At 70.4% G+C, this 16,920-nt stretch carries 18 protein-coding genes; 1 reads left to right on the forward strand and 17 read right to left on the reverse strand.

All coding sequences use genetic code 11. From position 1 onward, the window contains the following. Positions 1-18: 18 nt before the first annotated feature. Both ACSVDD_RS07710 and petA read right to left on the reverse strand, forming a co-directional pair. A complete protein-coding gene (locus ACSVDD_RS07710; protein ID WP_448188747.1) occupies positions 19-261 on the reverse strand; it encodes a hypothetical protein in 243 nt (80 codons plus the stop codon). Positions 262-358: 97 nt separating this feature from the next. Further along, entirely contained in the window at positions 359-925 is a 567-nt protein-coding gene (gene petA / locus ACSVDD_RS07715; RefSeq protein WP_448188748.1) for a ubiquinol-cytochrome c reductase iron-sulfur subunit, read from the reverse strand. A 166-nt stretch (positions 926-1,091) separates the two neighbouring features. Between petA and ACSVDD_RS07720 the strand changes: the two genes are divergently transcribed. Next, positions 1,092-2,603: a DegQ family serine endoprotease gene (locus ACSVDD_RS07720; RefSeq protein WP_448188749.1), complete on the forward strand. Its 1,512-nt coding sequence runs from the start codon at positions 1,092-1,094 to the stop codon at positions 2,601-2,603. A 56-nt stretch (positions 2,604-2,659) separates the two neighbouring features. On the opposite strand, the gene ACSVDD_RS07725 is transcribed toward ACSVDD_RS07720, so the two are convergent. The 15 genes from ACSVDD_RS07725 to ACSVDD_RS07795 form a co-directional block, all read right to left on the reverse strand. Continuing rightward, complete coding sequence (locus ACSVDD_RS07725) at positions 2,660-2,872, reverse strand: hypothetical protein (protein ID WP_448188750.1); 213 nt, start codon at positions 2,870-2,872, stop codon at positions 2,660-2,662. A gap of 82 nt (positions 2,873-2,954) precedes the next feature. Further along, the gene (locus ACSVDD_RS07730; RefSeq protein WP_448188751.1) at positions 2,955-3,329 is read right to left on the reverse strand and encodes a hypothetical protein; all 375 of its coding nucleotides are present in this window, start codon (positions 3,327-3,329) and stop codon (positions 2,955-2,957) included. Between the two features lie 11 nt (positions 3,330-3,340). Then, positions 3,341-3,610, reverse strand: a complete 270-nt coding sequence (locus ACSVDD_RS07735; protein ID WP_448188752.1) for a cytochrome C oxidase subunit IV family protein — start codon at positions 3,608-3,610, stop codon at positions 3,341-3,343. Positions 3,611-3,614: 4 nt separating this feature from the next. Next, a complete protein-coding gene (locus ACSVDD_RS07740; protein ID WP_448188753.1) occupies positions 3,615-4,235 on the reverse strand; it encodes a cytochrome c oxidase subunit 3 in 621 nt (206 codons plus the stop codon). After that, positions 4,232-5,878, reverse strand: a complete 1,647-nt coding sequence (gene ctaD / locus ACSVDD_RS07745; protein ID WP_448188754.1) for a cytochrome c oxidase subunit I — start codon at positions 5,876-5,878, stop codon at positions 4,232-4,234. Before ctaD ends, ACSVDD_RS07740 begins: the two co-directional genes overlap by 4 nt. Then, on the reverse strand, positions 5,875-6,837 hold the full coding sequence (gene coxB / locus ACSVDD_RS07750) for a cytochrome c oxidase subunit II (RefSeq protein WP_448188755.1): 963 nt from the start codon (positions 6,835-6,837) through the stop codon (positions 5,875-5,877). The genes ctaD and coxB overlap by 4 nt, the downstream gene beginning before the upstream one ends. Continuing rightward, entirely contained in the window at positions 6,834-7,628 is a 795-nt protein-coding gene (locus tag ACSVDD_RS07755; protein WP_448188756.1) for an SCO family protein, read from the reverse strand. The genes coxB and ACSVDD_RS07755 overlap by 4 nt, the downstream gene beginning before the upstream one ends. Further along, a complete protein-coding gene (locus tag ACSVDD_RS07760) occupies positions 7,628-8,005 on the reverse strand; it encodes a hypothetical protein (RefSeq protein WP_448188757.1) in 378 nt (125 codons plus the stop codon). The genes ACSVDD_RS07755 and ACSVDD_RS07760 overlap by 1 nt, the downstream gene beginning before the upstream one ends. Further along, positions 7,998-8,960, reverse strand: a complete 963-nt coding sequence (locus ACSVDD_RS07765) for a hypothetical protein (RefSeq protein ID WP_448188758.1) — start codon at positions 8,958-8,960, stop codon at positions 7,998-8,000. The genes ACSVDD_RS07760 and ACSVDD_RS07765 overlap by 8 nt, the downstream gene beginning before the upstream one ends. Next, positions 8,957-9,490, reverse strand: coding sequence for a c-type cytochrome (locus tag ACSVDD_RS07770; protein WP_448188759.1), 534 nt, complete (start codon positions 9,488-9,490; stop codon positions 8,957-8,959). The genes ACSVDD_RS07765 and ACSVDD_RS07770 overlap by 4 nt, the downstream gene beginning before the upstream one ends. After that, on the reverse strand, positions 9,487-10,026 hold the full coding sequence (locus ACSVDD_RS07775; protein WP_448188760.1) for a DUF3341 domain-containing protein: 540 nt from the start codon (positions 10,024-10,026) through the stop codon (positions 9,487-9,489). Before ACSVDD_RS07775 ends, ACSVDD_RS07770 begins: the two co-directional genes overlap by 4 nt. Beyond that, the gene (nrfD, locus tag ACSVDD_RS07780) at positions 10,027-11,370 is read right to left on the reverse strand and encodes an NrfD/PsrC family molybdoenzyme membrane anchor subunit (RefSeq protein ID WP_448188761.1); all 1,344 of its coding nucleotides are present in this window, start codon (positions 11,368-11,370) and stop codon (positions 10,027-10,029) included. A 2-nt stretch (positions 11,371-11,372) separates the two neighbouring features. After that, positions 11,373-14,291, reverse strand: a complete 2,919-nt coding sequence (locus ACSVDD_RS07785; protein WP_448188762.1) for a Fe-S-cluster-containing hydrogenase — start codon at positions 14,289-14,291, stop codon at positions 11,373-11,375. Positions 14,292-14,295: 4 nt separating this feature from the next. Continuing rightward, entirely contained in the window at positions 14,296-14,952 is a 657-nt protein-coding gene (locus tag ACSVDD_RS07790) for a cytochrome c3 family protein (protein ID WP_448188763.1), read from the reverse strand. 141 nt (positions 14,953-15,093) lie between these two features. Further along, positions 15,094-16,893 carry a thiamine pyrophosphate-requiring protein gene (locus ACSVDD_RS07795; protein ID WP_448188764.1) on the reverse strand — a complete coding sequence of 600 codons (1,800 nt, stop codon included), beginning with the start codon at positions 16,891-16,893 and terminating at the stop codon, positions 15,094-15,096. Positions 16,894-16,920 lie beyond the last annotated feature (27 nt).

A 16,920-nucleotide genomic window follows, 5' to 3' on the forward strand; every position in this document is an offset into this window, starting at 1 on the left:
CGGGCCGCTCCGGACCGCTCAATGGTTCCCGTCGCGTCCGTGCCGCCGGCTGGCCGGCATGTGGTCCTTGCGCAGGCGCCGCGCCGCGTCCTCGTCGCCGATCAACGCGAGGAAGGCGTCGGCGGCGCGGTCCCAGGCGTCGCGGTCCTCGCCGGGCTGCGGCTCCCAGCCCGGTCCGTGGTGTCCGCCGAAACCGTAGGCGCCGACCCAGTCGTTCTCGTTGGTTTCAGCGGGGCGACGGTCGGAATGGTCGGTCTTCATCTCGTTCTCCCTGGCCGGGGAGGAGCCCGGCGTTCGGTGGCGTCCTCGATTTGCCAACGACGGCCCGGCTGGGGGGTTCCAGCCCCGGTGTGTCCGGTCAGCCGAGCCGGATCCGGGTGTCGGTCAGGAACGCGTACTGCGGCACGACGAGGTTGGCGGGGGCCGGGCCTTTGCGGATGCGCCCCGACGTGTCGTATTGCGAGCCGTGGCAGGGGCAGAACCAGCCGCCGTAGTCGCCGCGCGGGTCGGTCGGCTTCTGGCCCAGCGGCACGCAGCCCAGGTGCGTGCAGACGCCGACGACCACCAGCCACTCCGGCTTCTCGACGCGCTTTTCGTCCGGCTGCGGATCGGGGAGGTCAGCCACCTTGACCGAACGGGCGGCCTTGATCTCCTCGGGCGTGCGGTGACGGACGAACACCGGCTTGCCGCGCCACGTCACGGTGATGGACTGTCCGACCGCAACGGGGGCAAGGTCCACCTCGATGGAGGCGAGCGCCAAGGTATCGGCCGCTGGATTCATGCTGTCGATCATAGGCCACAGCGAGGCGGCGGTGCCCAGGACGCCGACGGCTGCGGTGGCCAGATAGAGGAAATCCCGACGCGTGCCGGGCGGGGTGGCGATGCCGCCGGTGCTGGTGCCGGTGGCGGGATCGGACTGGGTCATGGCGGCTCTCCCGGGTGATTGCTCCCATCCGCCGTCGTTTTCGATGGCTCCTGCCAACGATGCCCCTCTCGTGGTGGTTCCTTTCGGGAATGGGACAAGTCACCGCGCCGGGCGTTGGCGCGGCGGAGCCGGCATCCGGCCGGCGTCATTCCAAGGGAGACAAACCATGTCCGATGCGCATGAACCGCGCGTTCGGTTGGCCGGCGCGGTCCGTCTGGGCCTGCTCGCGGCGGGGCTGGCTGTGTGTCCGCCTCTCGTCCCGGCGGCCCTCGCCCAAGCGCCGGCGCTCAACCAGGGGCCTGCGGCCGGGACGGCCATCGACCGCTTGCCCAGCTTCCGGCCGATGGTCGAAAAAGTGATGCCGGCGGTGGTCAACATCTCGGTGATCGAGCGCGTCGATGCCGCTCAGACCGCCGAAGCCGGGCCGGGCGTGCCGGAGGGAGTGCCCTATGACGAGATGCTGCGGCGCTTCTTCGGCGGTCCCGACCAGACGCCGCGCGACATGGGCCCGCGGATGGCGCTGGGCTCGGGGTTCATCATCAGCGCCGACGGCTTCGTCGTGACCAACAACCACGTGGTCGGCGATGCCGACAAGGTCACCGTCATCTTCCAGGACGGCTCCAAGCACCCCGCCAAGGTGATCGGCACCGACGACAAGACCGACCTGGGGCTGCTGAAGATCGACGCCGCGAACCCGCTGCCGTACCTGAAATTCGGCGACAGCGACGACGCCAAACCGGGCGATTGGGTGATCGCCGTCGGCAACCCCTTCGGCCTTGGCGGGTCGGTGAGCGCCGGCATCGTCTCGGCGCGCGGCCGCGACCTGCACTCCGGCCCCTACGATGACTTCCTCCAGCTCGACGCGCCGATCAACCGCGGCAACTCCGGCGGGCCGACCTTCAACACCCGCGGCGAGGTGATCGGCATCAACACCGCGATCCTGTCGCCGAGCGGCGGCAGCATCGGCATCGGCTTCGCCATCCCCTCCAACCTTGCCAAGTCCGTGGTGGCGCAATTGCAGGCCAACGGCAAGGTGACCCGCGGCTGGCTGGGCGTGGCGATCCAGGAGGTGACGCCCGACATCGCCACCGCGCTCGGGCTGAAGGAGCCGCAGGGGGCGCTGGTGACCGACGTGACCGAAGGCGGGCCGGCGGCCAGGGCGGGCCTGCACCCCGGCGATCTCATCGAATCCTACAACGGGCAGCCCATCCGGCAGGCGCACGACCTGCCGAAGCTGGTGGCGGACACGGGCGTCGGCCAGCCGGCGCAGCTCGCCGTCCGCCGGCAGGGCAAGGAGGAGACGCTGAAGGTGAGCATCGCCGAGATGCCAACCGATAAGGTCGCCACCAGCGGCAACTCCGGCGAGGAAAAGGACGGGGCGGCGCTCGGTTTGGCGCTCGGCGACCTGACGCCGCCGGTGGCGCAGCAGCTTCATCTCGCAGACGGGACCAAGGGAGCCGTGGTGGTCGCGGTCGAGCAGGACGGCATCGCCGCCGCCGCCGGCATCCGTCCGGGCGACGTGATCGAGCAGGTCAACCAGGAACCGGTGCGCGATGCCAGGTCGGCTGCGAAGCGCCTGTCGGCGGCGCTGGAGCACGACAAGCGAGCCCTGCTGCTGCTCGACCGCGGCGGCCAGCGGCGCTTCCTCGCCGTGTCGGCGGAGGCTGGGCGGGGTTGAGGAGATGGAGGAGGCCCCGTTCCGCGATCGGACGCGGGACGGGGCTTTCCGCCCGATCAGTGCTCCGTCTTGTTCTGCCGGCCGCCCTGCTTGACTTGCTCCGCCTTGGCTTGGTCCGCGGTGAGCAACTGATCCTCGGTGATCCGGGCGCCCTTGTCGCCGGGACGGTTGAGGTTCTGTTCTTCGGTGCCGTCGCCCAGCATGCCGGGCTGATCCTTGCCTTGCAGGTCGGCGGGCGTGGGCTTGGTGGTCTGCTCGTTCTCGGCCATGACGGGTCTCCATCTTGGGGGATGCACAAGCCCAACCGATCCGGGCGGAACGCGTTCCTTTCAATCGGCATGATCCGCGCGCCTATGGCCGCTTGGCCGCCTTCTGCTGTTTGCGCAGCCGCGCCAAATCGTCGTCGCACAGCATCCGCCCGAGTTGGGCGACGGCGTCGAGGTCACCGTCGATGAAACGACCCTGGCGGTCTCTCCGGCGGATCGCCTTGATGGCTGGAAAGCCCGCGGCCTCCGCCGCGTCGTCCACGCCGAACTCGATGTCCCTCGCTGTGAAGGTCACGATGGGAACGGCCCCCTTGTGCAGCGTGCAGCGGAGCGTGCCGTGCGTGACGGTGAACGGCCAGCCGCCTTCCCAATCGTCCTGGGAGATCGCCTCCTCGTGGAGGGAATCGCCGCATCCGGTCAGCACCGCCGCGGCCAGGAGCGGAATCAACGCGATGCGCATCGTCACCGGCCTCATCGGGTGAAATAGTCGCTCAGCGCCAAGCCGAAGAGGATCGCCAGCCAGAGCGGCGCCGTCGCCCCGGCCAGCCGCACCAGCGGCCGGGTGCGCCGCATGTGCATGTAGAACCAGACGATCAACGCGGTCTTGGCGACGGCGATGCCGAGGTTCAGCACGGTGTTCCAGCCCCCCTGATGCAGGAAGGAGATACCCGCCGTGGCCGCCAACAGCACCAGCAAAGCCGCCCACACCAGAACGAAGGTCGCGTTCTCTCCCCTGGGCATGGTGTCACCGTGAAACGAGGTAGAGGGCCGGGTAGAGGAACACCCAGACGATATCGACGACGTGCCAGTACAGGCCGGGCAGTTCCACGGTGATCGCGCGCTCCGGCAGCCGCAGGTAGCCGCCTAGCACCCGCGCGGACAGCCCCAGCATCAGCAGCACGCCGATGGTCAGGTGCACCGCGTGCAGCCCGGTGGCGGCGTAGTAAAGGTTGAAGAACAACTCCGCGCCGGGCTGGTCGGCCAGCCGGAAACCCAGGCCAGGCATCAGCCCCTCGCGGAATTCCTGATGGTACTCGACGCCCTTGATGGCAAGGAAGACGACGCCCAGCCCCGCCGCGCCGGCCAGTAGGCCGGCGGTGCGCTGTTGTCTGCCTTGCCGCGCCGCGGTTACCGCCAGCGCCACCAGCAGCGAGCTGGTCAGCAGCACCCCGGTGTTGAGCGTGCCCAGCAGCTTGTCGAGGTGACCGCTCGCGAGGCGCACACCCTCCGGCACGCGCAGGCGGATCACGGTCAGCGCGAAGAACAGCGCGCCGAACATCATCGTCTCGGTGGCGAGGAACAGCCACATGCCGAGGTGGTCGGCCTCCTCGCGCCGTTGGGTTTGGACGAAGGGGGCGGCCGTCATCCCTGCTGCTCCTCCTTCTCCTCCTCCGGCGGCGGGTAGTCGTAGGCTTCCCAGGTCACCACCGGGATCTCGTCGAAATTGTGCTCCGGCGGCGGCGAGGGGACGCGCCACTCCAGCCCGCTGGCGCCCCATGGGTTGGCCGGCGCGCGCGGCCCGTAAAGGAGCGACCACAGCAGGTAGACCAGCGGCAGCAGGTAGCCCACGCCGAGCATCACGGCACCCGCGGTGGACAGCACCTCCCAGCTCTGGAACTCCGGCGGGTAGGAGTGGTACCGGCGCGGCATGCCCAGCCAGCCGAGGATGTACTGCGGGAAGAAGGTGACGTTGAAGCCGAAGAAGATCAGCAACGCGGCGATGCGGCCCCAGAACTCCGAATACATCCGCCCGGTCATCTTCGGCCACCAGCAGTGCACCGCGCCCAAGTACGCCGTCACCGCCCCGCCGACCATGATGTAGTGGAAGTGCGCCACAACGAAGGCGGTGTCGTGCGCGTGCACGTCGAGCGCCAAACTGGCCAGGATCAGCCCGGTCAGGCCGCCGAAGACGAACAGCCCGATGAAGCCCAGGGCGTAGATCAGCGGGGCGCGCAGGTCGAGCTGGCCTTTGTAGAGCGTCGCCGTCCAGTTGTAGACCTTGATCGCCGAGGGCACGGCGACGAGGAAGCTGAGGAACGAGAAGACCATGCTGGCGTACATGGACTGTCCGGCCACGAACATGTGGTGGCCCCAGACCAGGAAGCCGATGATGGCGATGGCGATGGAGGCGAAGGCCACGAAGGCATAGCCGAACACGCGCTTTTTCGAGAAGGTCGTCACCAGCTCCGTCACCACGCCCATCGACGGCAGGATCATGATGTAGACGGCCGGGTGGCTGTAGAACCAGAAGAGGTGCTGCCACAAGAGCGGGTCGCCGCCCAGGTCGGGATCGAACACGCCGATGCCCAGCGACCGCTCCAGCGCCAGCAGGATCAGCGCCATCGCCAGCACCGGCGTGGCCAGCACCAGGATCACGCTGGTGGCGTAGTGCGACCACACGAAGATCGGCAGCCGGAACCACGTCATGCCCGGTGCCCGCAGCGTGTGGATGGTGACGATGAAGTTGAGCCCGGTGAGGATCGAGGAGAACCCCACCACGAAGATCGCCGCGGCCGCCATGACGGTGTGGCCCGGCGCGTACTTCGTGCTGAGCGGCGTGTAGAGCGTCCAGCCCGTCTCCACCCCGCCGGTCACCAGAACAGTGGCGGTGAACAGCCCGCCCAGCACGTAGATGTACCAGGACAGTAGGTTGAGGCGCGGGAAGGCGAGGTCGCGCGCGCCGATCATCAGCGGGATCAGGAAGTTGCCGAACACCGTGGGGATCGACGGGATCAGGAAGAACCACACCATCACCACGCCGTGCAGCGTGAAGGCGCGGTTGTAGCCGTCGGCGCTCAAGAGGTCGAGCTTCGGGGTGAGCAGTTCCAGCCGCACCGCGGCGGCGCCCAGGGCTCCCAGGAAGAAGAACCCGGTGATGGAGATCATGTAGAGGATGGCGATGCGCTTGTGGTCCGTGCTGAGCAGCCAGGAGCGCAGCGTGTAGCCCGCCTCGATGTAGGTGCGCGGCCGGGCTGCGGGGGTGTCGGCATCGGGGGCGTAGACGGTCATGGCGGCGTGCTCCCCTCGCGCTTCAGCGACTTGACGTAGGCGATCAGACGCAGGATGTCCTCCTCCGACACTTTGCCGGCGAAGGAGGGCATGATCGGCGCGTAGCCGGCGACCACTTGGGCGCCCGGCATCAGGATGCTGTCGCGGATGTAGCGGTCGTCGGCGAACGCGAAGCTGCCGTCGGACAGCGGCTGCTGCGTGCCGTAGATCCCCGCGAGGTCCGGCGCGTGCACGGCCGAGCTGGCGCCGTGGCAGCCGGAGCAGCCGAGGCGACGGAACAGCCTCTCGCCCTCCTGCGCCAGCGTGCCGTCCACGGTCGAGGAGGTGAGCCACGCCTCGTAGTCCCTGGGCTCCTGAACGATGAAGCGGCCGCCCATCAGCGCGTGGTCGGTGCCGCAGAACTGCGTGCAGCGCAGCGCGTAGGTGCCCGGCCGGTCGGCCTGGAACCAGAGGGTGGTGTAGCGGTCGGGCAGCACGTCCATCTTGAGGCGCAGCTCCGGCAGGAACAGGCTGTGGATCACGTCCTGCGAGGTCATGGTGAGCTTGACCGGCTGGCCGGTTGGTACATGCAGTTCGTCGATCTCGCGCTGGCCGCCGGGGTGCTGGAACTTCCACATCCACTGCTTGGCGACGACGGCGACCTCCAGGGCGCCGTCCGGCGGGGTGCGGTCGAAGGCGTAGAGGCGCGCCGCCCAGACGTAGAAGACCATCGCCAGCAGGAAGGGGATGACCGTCCAGCCGGTCTCGACCCAGAAGCCCTTGCGCGGCGCGTGTCGGCGGTCGGCCGGCGAACCGCGGCGGTACTTGGCGGCGAACCACACCAGGGCGAGGATGACCGGGGCCGCCAGCGCGATGATCAGCGCGCTGAACGCCCAGACCAGAAGGTCGATGCGGTCGGCGTAGGCGGATGCCGAGGCGGGCCAGAACGGCAGCCAGGAACTTATCGTTCCGGTGTTCATGGCCGCCTCCGCTCGCGCAGCAAGGCCCAGCCGATGCCCCCACCCAGCCCGAACACCGTCAGCAACCCGGCGACGCGCAGCGCGTTCAGGACGGTGGCGTCGTAGGTCCCGCGCACGGGGTCGTAGTGGTAGCAGAGCAGCCGCAGCCGGTCGGTCAGGCTGCCGACCCGCCCGCCGCCGGCCTCGGTGAGCGCCAGCCGCAGATCCATGCCGTCGAACCCGGCACCGGAGATCCAGCGCGACACCCGGCCGTCCGGCGTCAGCACGAAGGCGCCCACGGGATGGAGGAACTGCTTCAGCTCCGCGTCCCAGCGGTAGCGGAAGCCGACCGCATCGGCCGTGCGGCGGATAGCGGGTTCGTCGCCGGTGAGGAAGCGCACGCCGTCCGCGGAGCCGATGCGGCCGGTGGCCTTCTCCTTGGCGGCGGCGGCCTCGGGCGCACCTTCCGCCGGGTTGATGCTGAGCGCGGTCAGGCTGTAGTCGGCACCGGCGCGCAAGCCGGATTCCTTCAGCGCCGCCGCGATGCCGCCGAGCGTCACCCCGCACAGGTTCGGGCAGGTGTAGTAGGCGAGCGCCAGCACGACCGGCGGGCCGCCGGCTTCTTCCGCCAGAGACGCTGTGCGTCCCTCGGCATCTCGGAACGCGGCGTCGGCGGGGATGCGCGCGCCGGGCGGCGGCGCGGCGGCGATGTCGGAGAGGTCGGGCGCCGTTGCGGCAGGGGCGGGCAGTGGAGCGAGCAGTGGAGCGGGCAGTGCGAGGAGGAGGGCGGCCGGCAGGACCAGGAAGCGCATCACTCCCCCTCCTCATTCCACCCGCGCTTCGCCAGCAGCGCCATCGCGTCCTCGATGGTGATGCGGGCGATGCCGGCACCGCGGTCCACCCAGCCGAACGCGTGCAGTTCCTTGTCCTCAGCGGCGCGGAAGTCCTGAAGATCGCGGGCTGGCGACGCCTGGAGGCGCGGCGGCGGTGTTTCGATGGGCGCGCGGGCGAGCGCGGCGGGCGGCGGCCGGTCGGACGCGCCGAAGAGCGCCGTCTTCATCCCCCAGACCAGCAGCAGGACCAACCCGACGCACATCAGCGTCAGCACCCCCGCCACGAACAGCCGCAGGGGCGGCGCGTCGGCCGTCTCGTAGCCGCGTTCCACCGGGGTGCGGTCCACGTCAGCCATGGCCCGACACCTCCACGAACCGGCGCGTCCGGCGCAGCAGTGCCCGTCCGAGCAGGCCAAGACCCCCGCTGAACAGCAGCGCCAGCAGCAGATGCCCCGCCACGTGCTGCTTGAAGGCCGGCAGCACCAGCCAGAGCATGTCCACCGCGTGCCCGGCGAGGATCAGCGCGCACACGGCACCGAGCACGCGCGGGCTGCGCCGGGCCGGTGGAAACAGCAGCGCCAGGAACGGCAGCACGCCCTTCAGGATCACCAGCGCCCAGGCGAACCAGCCCCACGGCGGCTCTCCGCGCGCCAGATACCAGGAAGCGAGGTGCGGCTTGTTGCCCGACCACGCCACGAGGTACTGCATGAAGGCGATGTAGGCCCAACTGAGCACCAGCGTCAGCAGAAGCGAGCCCATGTGGCCCAACGGCTCGGGCTCCGGCGGCGGACCGTCGCGCAGGCGCAGCCACAGCGCTGCCGCGAAGCCGGCCTGCGCCGCCGCGGTGAGCACCAGCAGCCCGTAGGCGGAGGAGGCGAACTCCGGCTCCAGCGACATCATCCAGTCGATGCCGGCGACGGTGACGGTCAGCCCGAGCACCATCAGCCCGGCTGCCGCCGCGCCACGCCCCATGTCCGGCCGCGCCGCCAGCCAGCCCAGCAGTCCCCACACCAGCAGGCAGACCACCGCCCGCCCGGCGAAGAACCATGGCGCCAGCCAGAACGCCTGCTCCGCCTTCGCGCCGTGCATCCACGGGTACAGGATGCACGCCCCCAGCAGAACCGGCAGGAAGGCCAGCGCCGCGGCGGGCAACATGGCGGTCACCATTTTCAGCGCACCGACCAGCGGCCGGCTCCAGCCGGTGATGAACAGCCGGTCCATCAGCAGCATCGCCAGCGCGCCGACCGGCAGCCACAGCACGACCATGACGGCAGCCAGCCAGCTCTCCAGCAGGAGGCGCAGGAGCGTCATGGCCGGTCTCCCAGCTTGCGGCGCAGATCGTCCGGCAGATCGGCGGCGGCGACGTGCCGGCTGAGCTGGAGGGCGCGGATGTAGGCGAGGATCGCCCAGCGGTCGGCCGGGGCCACGCGGTCGGCGTACGAATACATGGCGCCGTAGCCGTTGCTCATCACGTCGAGGAAATGGCTGTCCGGCGCGTCCACCAGTCTCTGTTCGAAATAGCTGGGCGGACGGGGGAAGCCGCGCTGCACGATCATCCCGTCGCCCTCCCCGGTGCGGGCGTGGCAGGGGGCGCAGTTGATCTCGAAGCGCTCGCGCCCGCGCGCCAGCAGGGCGGCGCTCATCGGCGGGCGGGTGGCGAGGGTGCGCGCCGCCTCCAGTTCGTCGCGCGCCACCGTGCCGGGCGGCGGCGGCTGGTTGACGCGGCGGTCGGGCAGCCGGGCGGCGGTCTCGAAGGCCCTGCGGTTCGGCTGCTCGACCATGCGCTGGTCGCAGGCGGCCAGCAGGGCAAGGGCAAGGGAGAAGGCGAGGGCGGTTCTCATCCCGGCACCTCCGACACGGCGACGGCGCCGCAGTCCTCCAGGAAGGCGCGGGTGCGCTCGGGAAGGAAATGCGGGTCGGCGGCCTCGATGCACAGGAAGAAGCGGTCCACCTCGGCGAGCGAGAAGCGCGGTGTCTCGAACACCGGGTGGTTGAGCCGCGGCAGGCGGTTCAGCACCAACATGGAAAACACGGCGCACAGCGTCGCGCCCAACACGGTCAACTCAAAGGCCGGCAGCACGAAGGCCGGCCATGCCGCCTCCGGCCGGCCGCCGATGTTCAGCGGATAGCTGACGACGTTGGCGTACCACTCCATGAACAAGCCCCCGCCGCCGCCGAACACGCCGCCGGCCAGTGTCCACCACGCGACCGGCGCGGTGCGGGTGCCCAGCGCTTCGCCCAAGCCACCGACCGGCATCGGCGTGTAGGCGTCGAGCCGCCGGTAACCATCGGCGCGCGCCCGCTTCACGGCGTCGACCAGCCGCCCGGAATTGTCGAACTCGGCCATTAGACCGTAGAGGGGGAGCGGTTGCGCCATTCACGACTCCCGTTCCTCGTGCAGCACCTCCTTGACCTCGGCGATGGGGATCGCGGGGAGGAAGCGCACGAACAGGGTGAAGGCGAAGAGGAAGAAGCCGACCAGGCCGAAGAACAGCGTCCATTCCCAGACGCTAGGGGTGTAGGCGCCCCAGGATGAGGGCAGGAAGTCGCGGGACAGCGCGCTCTCCACCAGCATGTAGCGCTCGAACCACATGCCGATGGTCACCGCCAGGGCGACGGCGAACATCACCGGCATGGTCCGCCGCAGCCGCGGCAGCCACAGCAGTTGCAGCGGCACGAAGTTCAGCACCACCGCCGACCAGTAGGACACCGCGTACGGCCCGGCCACGCGGTCGAGCAGCGTGCCGCGCTCGAACGGATCGGCGCTGTACCACGCGGTGAAGGCGTCCATGACGTAGCCGTAGGAGGTCATCAGCCCGGTGGCGAGCAGCCATTGCCCGAGCAGGTCCATGTGCCGGTCGGTGATCAGGTCCTGGAACCCGAACGCCGCGCGCAGCACGATGGCGAGCATGATCACCACGGCGAAGCCGGAGAACACCGCGCCCAGCACGAAGTACGGCGGGAAGATGGTGCTGTGCCAGCCGGGGATCGGACCCACGGCGAACAGCATCGCCACGCCGGAGTGCACCGACACCACCAGCGGCACGGCGATGGCGGCGACGATGACGTAGGCGCGCCGCCAGCGCGCCCAGTGCGCCGCCGAGCCGCGCCAGCCCAGCGCCAACAGCCCGTACACCACCTGCCGCCGCCGCGATGTGGCGGTGTCGCGCAGCGCCGCCATGTCGGGGATCATGCCGACGTACCAGAAGAGCAGCGACACCGTCAGGTAGGTGAAGAAGGCGAACATGTCCCATTCCAGCGGGCTGCGGAACTGGGGCCAGAGGTGCATGACGTTGGGGTAGGGGATGACCCAGTAGAAGTAGAAGGGCCGGCCCAGGTGCAGCACCGGGTACATGGCGGCGCAACTCGCCGCCAGCAGCGTCATCGCCTCGGCGAAGCGGTTCAGCGAGTTGCGCCAGTGCTGCCCGGTCACCAGCAGCACCGCCGAGATGAAGGTACCGGCGTGCCCGATGCCGATCCACCAGACGGTGTTGGAGATGGCGATGCCCCAGTTCACCGGGATGTTGATGCCCCAGACGCCGACGCCCTTGAAGAACAGCCAGAAGATCGACACCAGCAGCATGACCACCATCAGGCCGCTCGCCCCCAGCACCGCGGCCCAGGCCCACCCCTTGCCGGGCGGGTGCAGCACCGCGCCGCCGATCTGCCGGGTGACGCCGCGGTCGGTGAGGTCGGCAGGGAAGGTCCTGCCCTCGGCCATCCTCACGCCCCCCTGGTGCGGCGACGCTCGCCGATGCGGGCGAGGTAGGTGGTGCGCGGGCGGGTGCCGACCTCCTCCAAGAGCGCGTAGGCGCGGCCGTCCCGGCGGGCCTGCGCCACGGCGCTGTCCGGGCGGCTCTTGTTGCCGAAGGCGATGGCCCCGGTCGGGCAGGCGGCTTGGCAGGCGGTGCGCACCTCGATGGCGGCGGGGTCGCGGCCATCGCGCTTGGCGTCCTGGCGGGCGCGGGCGATGCGCTGGATGCAGTAGGTGCACTTCTCCATGACGCCGCGGGCGCGCACGGTGACGTCCGGGTTGTATTGCAGCCCCTGCCGGTCGGCGGCGATCTGGCCGTATTCGAAGAAGTTGAAGCGCCGTACCTTGTAGGGGCAGTAACTGGAGCAGGTGCGCGTGCCGACGCAGCGGTTGTAGACCTGCTCGTTGATGCCGTCGGGGCTGTGCACGGTGGCGTTCACCGGGCAGCCGACTTCGCAGGGCGCCTTCTCGCAGTGCATGCACGGCACGGGGAGGAAGTGGATGCGCGGGGCCTCCGGCGCGCCCTCGTAGTAGGAATCGACGCGCAGCCACAGCATCTCGCGCCCCATGGACACCTGCTCGCGCCCGACCGAGGGCACGTTGTTCTCGGCCTGACAGGCCACCACGCAGGCGTTGCAGCCGATGCACAGGTCAGTGTCGATGGCCATCGCCCAGGCGTTCTGCGGGGTGGACCAGTCCGGGTAGAGGCTGGGCGGCGCCTCCTCGATGGGCTTGAGCGTCGGGGATTCGGGGGTGACCACGCGGATCGGCTCGGCCTCGGCGATCTCGTGGTGCGGCTGGGTGGTGACCAGGGGACGCTGCTCGCCGGTCTTGCTCAGCGTCAGGCCGGGCACCGCCCATGGCGCATCGGCGGTGCGCAGCGCGTAAGCGTCGAACCCCGCCCCGTCACCCACCCGCCCGGCCCGGCGCCTCCCCTGGCCGAGGAACAGCGTGACCGAGCGCGCCGCCTGTCCGGGCTGCACCAGCACGGGCGCGCGCAACGTGCGTCCGCCGACGCTCAGATCCACCACGTCGCCGTCCTTCAGGTTGCGCTCGCGGGCGAGCTGCGGGCTGACGGCGGCGTGGCTGTCCCAGCTGATCTTGGAGATCGGCTTGGGCAATTCCTGAAGCCACGCGACGTTGGCGCGCCGGCCGTCCCACAGGCAGGGATCGGGGCGCAACGTGAGCTCCAGCCCGCCGGCCGGCTCCGGCGGCGCGGCGATGGATCCCGCGGTGGGGGAAACCTCGACGGGCGCTTGCGCCGTGCCCTCGACGAAGCCCTGGTGCAGCGCCTGCCGCCACGCGGTCTCGTCGCCCAGCCGGTCGCGCCACGTCGCGCGGACCAGCGATTGCGCGTCGGCGAAGGGATCGCCGGCCAGCGCGGCGGCAATCTCCACCAATGGCCTTCCGCCGAAGATCGGGCGGATGGTGGGCTGGATGATGGTCGCCGTGCCGTCCACCGCCCGCCCGTCGTCCCAGCTCTCCAGCGCGTGCGCCACCGGCGCGTGCCAGTGGCACAGCGCCGCCGTCTCGTCGGCGTGCAGCCCGGCATGCAGGCGGAACGGCACCCGCTCGCAGGCATCGGCGAAGCCCAGGTCGGCCGCGGCATCGTAGGCTGGGTTGAGGTCCAGCATCAGCAGCGCCCGCACCTCGCCGGCGGCCATGGCCCGCACCAGATCGGCGAAGGGCTCGGCGGTGGCGGCAATGGGCGCGGTGTAAGCCACGGCGCCGCTCCGCAGCGCCGCGTTGATGCGGTGGGCGGTCGCCTGAGCTTCGGCCGGCTGGTCGGGGCCGATGGTGACGAGTGCGCGTTCGCCGTGTGCGCGCAGCAGGTTGGCCGCGTTGTCCAGCCAGCGCCGCTCCGGTTCGTTCAGCGCCGCGTCGCCCGCCGCGCCGGGCACGGACAGCGCGCGCGCCAGCGCGTGCACCAGCAGCGGGATGCGCGCGGATTCCACCGGCAACCGTTCCGCCGCCACGGCGCCGGTCGGTGTCGGAGACGCCTCGGCCACCATCAGGCGCGGCAGATTGCCGGGCAGCCGCCCTGCCATCCGCCGCGCCGCCCAGCCAGCCGCGTTGCGGAGTTGCGCCGGGCCGATGCCGAGCAGGTCGTCGCCCAGGCTGACGATCACGTCGGCCCGGTCCAGGCGCGCGTGCACGGCGAGCGGCCGGCCGAAGGCGAGCCGTGTCCCGCCGTCGCGCCGTTCCGCGCCGACCGGTTCGTGGACGTGCCAGCGCAACGCGGGGAACTGGCGACGCAGTTCGTCGATCCGGCGCAGCAGCGTCGGCGACGTGACGCCGCCGGTCAGCAGCCGCACGCCGCGTCCGCCGTCGGCCTGCCACTGCGCGCGTTGGGCGGCGATGGCGGCGGCGACGTTATCCCAGGTCGTCGGGCGGTCGAGGTGACGCGGCGTCTGCGAGCGGTCGGGGTCGTAGAGTTCCAGCACGGCCGACTGGCTGAAGGCGTCCAGCGCGGTCGGGTTGACGCCGCCGCGCGCCAGCGGGTGGTCGGGGTTGCCGTCCAGGCGGGTGGGACGGCCTTCGTGCGTTTCGGCCAGCACCGGCTGGGCGAAGCCCTCGAAAGGCACGGCGGTGGCGTAGAGCCGCGGCTTGCCGGGCACCGCCAGTTCCGGCTGGACGACGTAGGGGACCGCCTCCTCCTTGCCGCAGCCGGTCAGCCCGGCCAGCAGGATGGAGGCCGCCATGGCGCGCAGCACCTCGCGACGCCCCGTCTCCGGCAGCGCCAGCGCGGGGAATTCCTCGGCGAGGTAGCGGCGGAACGGCTCCGCCCCGGCGGCCTGCTCCAGCGTCTGCCAGAACCGCCGGCCGCCGCTGGCGCGCAGGCGTTCGGCAATCTCGGCGAGGTCGGGGGGCAGGGGGCGTATGCTCATGGCCTCACCGGTGGCAGACGTAGCAGTCGTCGAGGCGCTCGGGATGGATGCCGAGCCTTGCCATGCGCTCCTCGCCGCGCGTGCGCTGGTCGGGGGGCGGCTGCCAGTCCATGTCGAACACCTCCGAGGGCGCGCGCAGGTTGGGCGCCGGGTCGCGATGGCATTCCAGGCACCAGCTCATCTGCAAGCTATGGGCTTGGTAGGTCAGCGGCATGCGGTGCACCGGTCCGTGGCAGGTCGAGCAGCCGACGCCGCGCGCCACGTGGACGGAATGGTTGAAGTAGACGAAGTTCGGCAAGTCGTTGACGCGCTTCCAGCGGATGGCGGTGTCGTTGGCGAGGCTCTGCCGCACCGGGGCCAGCATGGGCGCGCCGGTCCAGATCTGCGAATGGCAGGTCATGCAGGTGTGCGTCGGCGGCAGCCCCGCGCTGGCCGCCGTCTCCACGCCCGTGTGGCAATAGCGGCAATCCAGGCCCAGGCCGGAGACGTGATGTTCGTGGCTGAACGGCACCGGCTGCTCCGTGAAGAACCCGATGGTGGTGAACCAGTCCGAGTTGACCAGCCCGCCGATCACCAGGAAGGCCGCGACGATTCCCAGCGCTGCCAGCACCATGAACAGCCGCAGCCACGTGTCGGCGGAAGGCCGGAAGATCTGGGCCATGGCATGCCTTCGCTCCCCGTGACGCGGGCGCGGAACTTATGAGTTGGTCGGCCAACGGTACGGAGAAGGCGCGGTTCCCTTTCCATTGGGCGTATCCCCGCGAGGGGCACGGCCGGTTCCTCACCAACCCCCGTGCCTTGCCTATTTTTTCGTGTCGCCGCCCGGCAGGACGCCGGCCAGCACGTCCTTCGCCGTATCCTTCAGCATGTCCCAGACCTCCGGGTCGCCCTTGGCCAGCGTCGCCATCATGGCGGCGGCGTTCTTCAGCGTGATGTGCGGCGGCAGCGGCGGGACGTTCGGATCGGTGTAGGCCTCGACCACCACGGGGCCGCGGGTCGCCAGCGCCTCGTCCCACACGCGGCCGAGGTCGCCGGGCTTGTCCACGAACAGGCCCTTGAAGCCCAGCAGCTCCGCATAGCGGGCGTAGGGAACGTCGGGAAGCTGCTGCGATGCCTCGAACTTCGGGTCGCCGGCCTGCGCGCGCATTTCCCAGGTCACCTGATTGAGGTCGCGGTTGTTCAGGACCAGCACGACAAAGCGCGGGTCGGCCCACCGCTTCCAGTACTTGGACACGGTAATCAGGCCGTTCATGCCGTTCATCTGCATGGCGCCGTCGCCGACGATGGCCAGCACCGGGCGGTCGGGATAGGCGAACTTGGCGGCGAGTGCGTAGGGCATGCCCGGCCCCATGGTCGCCAGCCCGCCGCACAGGGAAGCCTTCATGCCGCGGCGGATCTTCAGGTCGCGGGCGTACCAGTTGGTGCCCGAGCCGGTGTCGCAGGCGATGATCACGTCGTCCGGCAGCTTCGGCGACAGCTCCCAGAAGACGCGCTGCGGGTTGAGGGGCGTGGCATCGTTCATGGCGCGCGCCTCCAGCACCCTCCACCACTCCGCCACGCCGGCTTCGATCCGCTGGCGCCAGGAGCGGTCCTGCTTGCGCTGGAGCAGCGGGATCAGCGCGCGCAGCGTGCCGGCGCTGTCGCCGACGAGGTTCACCTCCATGGGGTAGCGGATGCTGAGCATCTTCGGGTCGATGTCGATCTGCACGCCGCGCGCCTGCCCCTCCTTGGGCAGGAACTCCGAATAGGGGAAGCCGGAGCCGATCATCAGCAGCGTGTCGCACTCCGTCATCATCTCGTAGCTCGGTCGGGTGCCGAGCAGGCCGATGGAGCCGGTGACGAAGGGCAGATCGTCGGGCAGCGCCGCCTTGCCGAGCAGCGCCTTGGCGACCCCGGCGCCGAGGATGTCGGCCACCTCGATCACCTCGTCGGTGGCGTGCAGCGCGCCCGCGCCGACCAGGATCGCCACCTTGGAACCGGCGTTCAGCGCGTCGGCGGCGCGCCTCAGATCCTCGTCGGCCGGGCGGACCACCGGGGCCGAATAGCCGACGCCGGAATGGATGGTGCCGTGGGCGCGCGGAGGCGTCTCCACCGCGTCCATCTCCTGGAGGTCGTTGGGCAGGATGATGCAGGTGACGGTGCGCTCCGCCTTGGCGATGCGCACGGCGCGGTCCACGAGGTGGCGGACCTGGGCGGGGGTGGAGGCCATGTGCACGTACTCGCCGGCCACGTCCTTGAACAGCGAGAGCAGGTCGACCTCCTGCTGGTAGTGGCCGCCGAGCGCGCTCAGCGCCTGCTGGCCGACGATGGCGAGCACCGGCTGGTGGTCGAGCTTGGCGTCGTACAGGCCGTTCAGCAGGTGGATGGCGCCGGGGCCGGAGGTGGCGAGACAAACGCCCAGCTCGCCGGTGTACTTGGCGTGAGCGGTCGCCATGAAAGCCGCCAGCTCCTCGTGGCGGGCCTGCACGAAGTCGAAGCGGTCGCCCGTGCGGGCGAGCGCGCCGACCAGCCCGTTGATGCCGTCGCCCGGATAGCCGAAGACGCGCCGCACGCCCCATTCGGAGAGCCGCTGCCAGAAAAAGTCGCTGACGTTCGCCGCCATGGTCGCACCCTCAGTTCTTGCCGGGAT

It is taken from the genome of Azospirillum terrae, assembly GCF_053470425.1.

What these genes read in the sequence shown, in the direction of transcription:
- ACSVDD_RS07785 (WP_448188762.1), bottom strand. Translation starts at nt 14,291, where the DNA reads ATGAGCATACGCCCCCTGCCCCCCGACCTCGCCGAGATTGCCGAACGC.
- petA (WP_448188748.1), bottom strand. Translation starts at nt 925, where the DNA reads ATGACCCAGTCCGATCCCGCCACCGGCACCAGCACCGGCGGCATCGCC.
- ACSVDD_RS07730 (WP_448188751.1), bottom strand. Translation starts at nt 3,329, where the DNA reads ATGCGCATCGCGTTGATTCCGCTCCTGGCCGCGGCGGTGCTGACCGGA.
- ACSVDD_RS07790 (WP_448188763.1), bottom strand. Translation starts at nt 14,952, where the DNA reads ATGGCCCAGATCTTCCGGCCTTCCGCCGACACGTGGCTGCGGCTGTTC.
- ACSVDD_RS07735 (WP_448188752.1), bottom strand. Translation starts at nt 3,610, where the DNA reads ATGCCCAGGGGAGAGAACGCGACCTTCGTTCTGGTGTGGGCGGCTTTG.
- ACSVDD_RS07765 (WP_448188758.1), bottom strand. Translation starts at nt 8,960, where the DNA reads ATGACGCTCCTGCGCCTCCTGCTGGAGAGCTGGCTGGCTGCCGTCATG.
- ACSVDD_RS07760 (WP_448188757.1), bottom strand. Translation starts at nt 8,005, where the DNA reads ATGGCTGACGTGGACCGCACCCCGGTGGAACGCGGCTACGAGACGGCC.
- nrfD (WP_448188761.1), bottom strand. Translation starts at nt 11,370, where the DNA reads ATGGCCGAGGGCAGGACCTTCCCTGCCGACCTCACCGACCGCGGCGTC.
- ACSVDD_RS07770 (WP_448188759.1), bottom strand. Translation starts at nt 9,490, where the DNA reads ATGAGAACCGCCCTCGCCTTCTCCCTTGCCCTTGCCCTGCTGGCCGCC.
- coxB (WP_448188755.1), bottom strand. Translation starts at nt 6,837, where the DNA reads ATGAACACCGGAACGATAAGTTCCTGGCTGCCGTTCTGGCCCGCCTCG.
- ACSVDD_RS07795 (WP_448188764.1), bottom strand. Translation starts at nt 16,893, where the DNA reads ATGGCGGCGAACGTCAGCGACTTTTTCTGGCAGCGGCTCTCCGAATGG.
- ACSVDD_RS07755 (WP_448188756.1), bottom strand. Translation starts at nt 7,628, where the DNA reads ATGCGCTTCCTGGTCCTGCCGGCCGCCCTCCTCCTCGCACTGCCCGCT.
- ACSVDD_RS07775 (WP_448188760.1), bottom strand. Translation starts at nt 10,026, where the DNA reads ATGGCGCAACCGCTCCCCCTCTACGGTCTAATGGCCGAGTTCGACAAT.
- ACSVDD_RS07710 (WP_448188747.1), bottom strand. Translation starts at nt 261, where the DNA reads ATGAAGACCGACCATTCCGACCGTCGCCCCGCTGAAACCAACGAGAAC.
- ACSVDD_RS07720 (WP_448188749.1), top strand. Translation starts at nt 1,092, where the DNA reads ATGTCCGATGCGCATGAACCGCGCGTTCGGTTGGCCGGCGCGGTCCGT.
- ctaD (WP_448188754.1), bottom strand. Translation starts at nt 5,878, where the DNA reads ATGACCGTCTACGCCCCCGATGCCGACACCCCCGCAGCCCGGCCGCGC.
- ACSVDD_RS07725 (WP_448188750.1), bottom strand. Translation starts at nt 2,872, where the DNA reads ATGGCCGAGAACGAGCAGACCACCAAGCCCACGCCCGCCGACCTGCAA.
- ACSVDD_RS07740 (WP_448188753.1), bottom strand. Translation starts at nt 4,235, where the DNA reads ATGACGGCCGCCCCCTTCGTCCAAACCCAACGGCGCGAGGAGGCCGAC.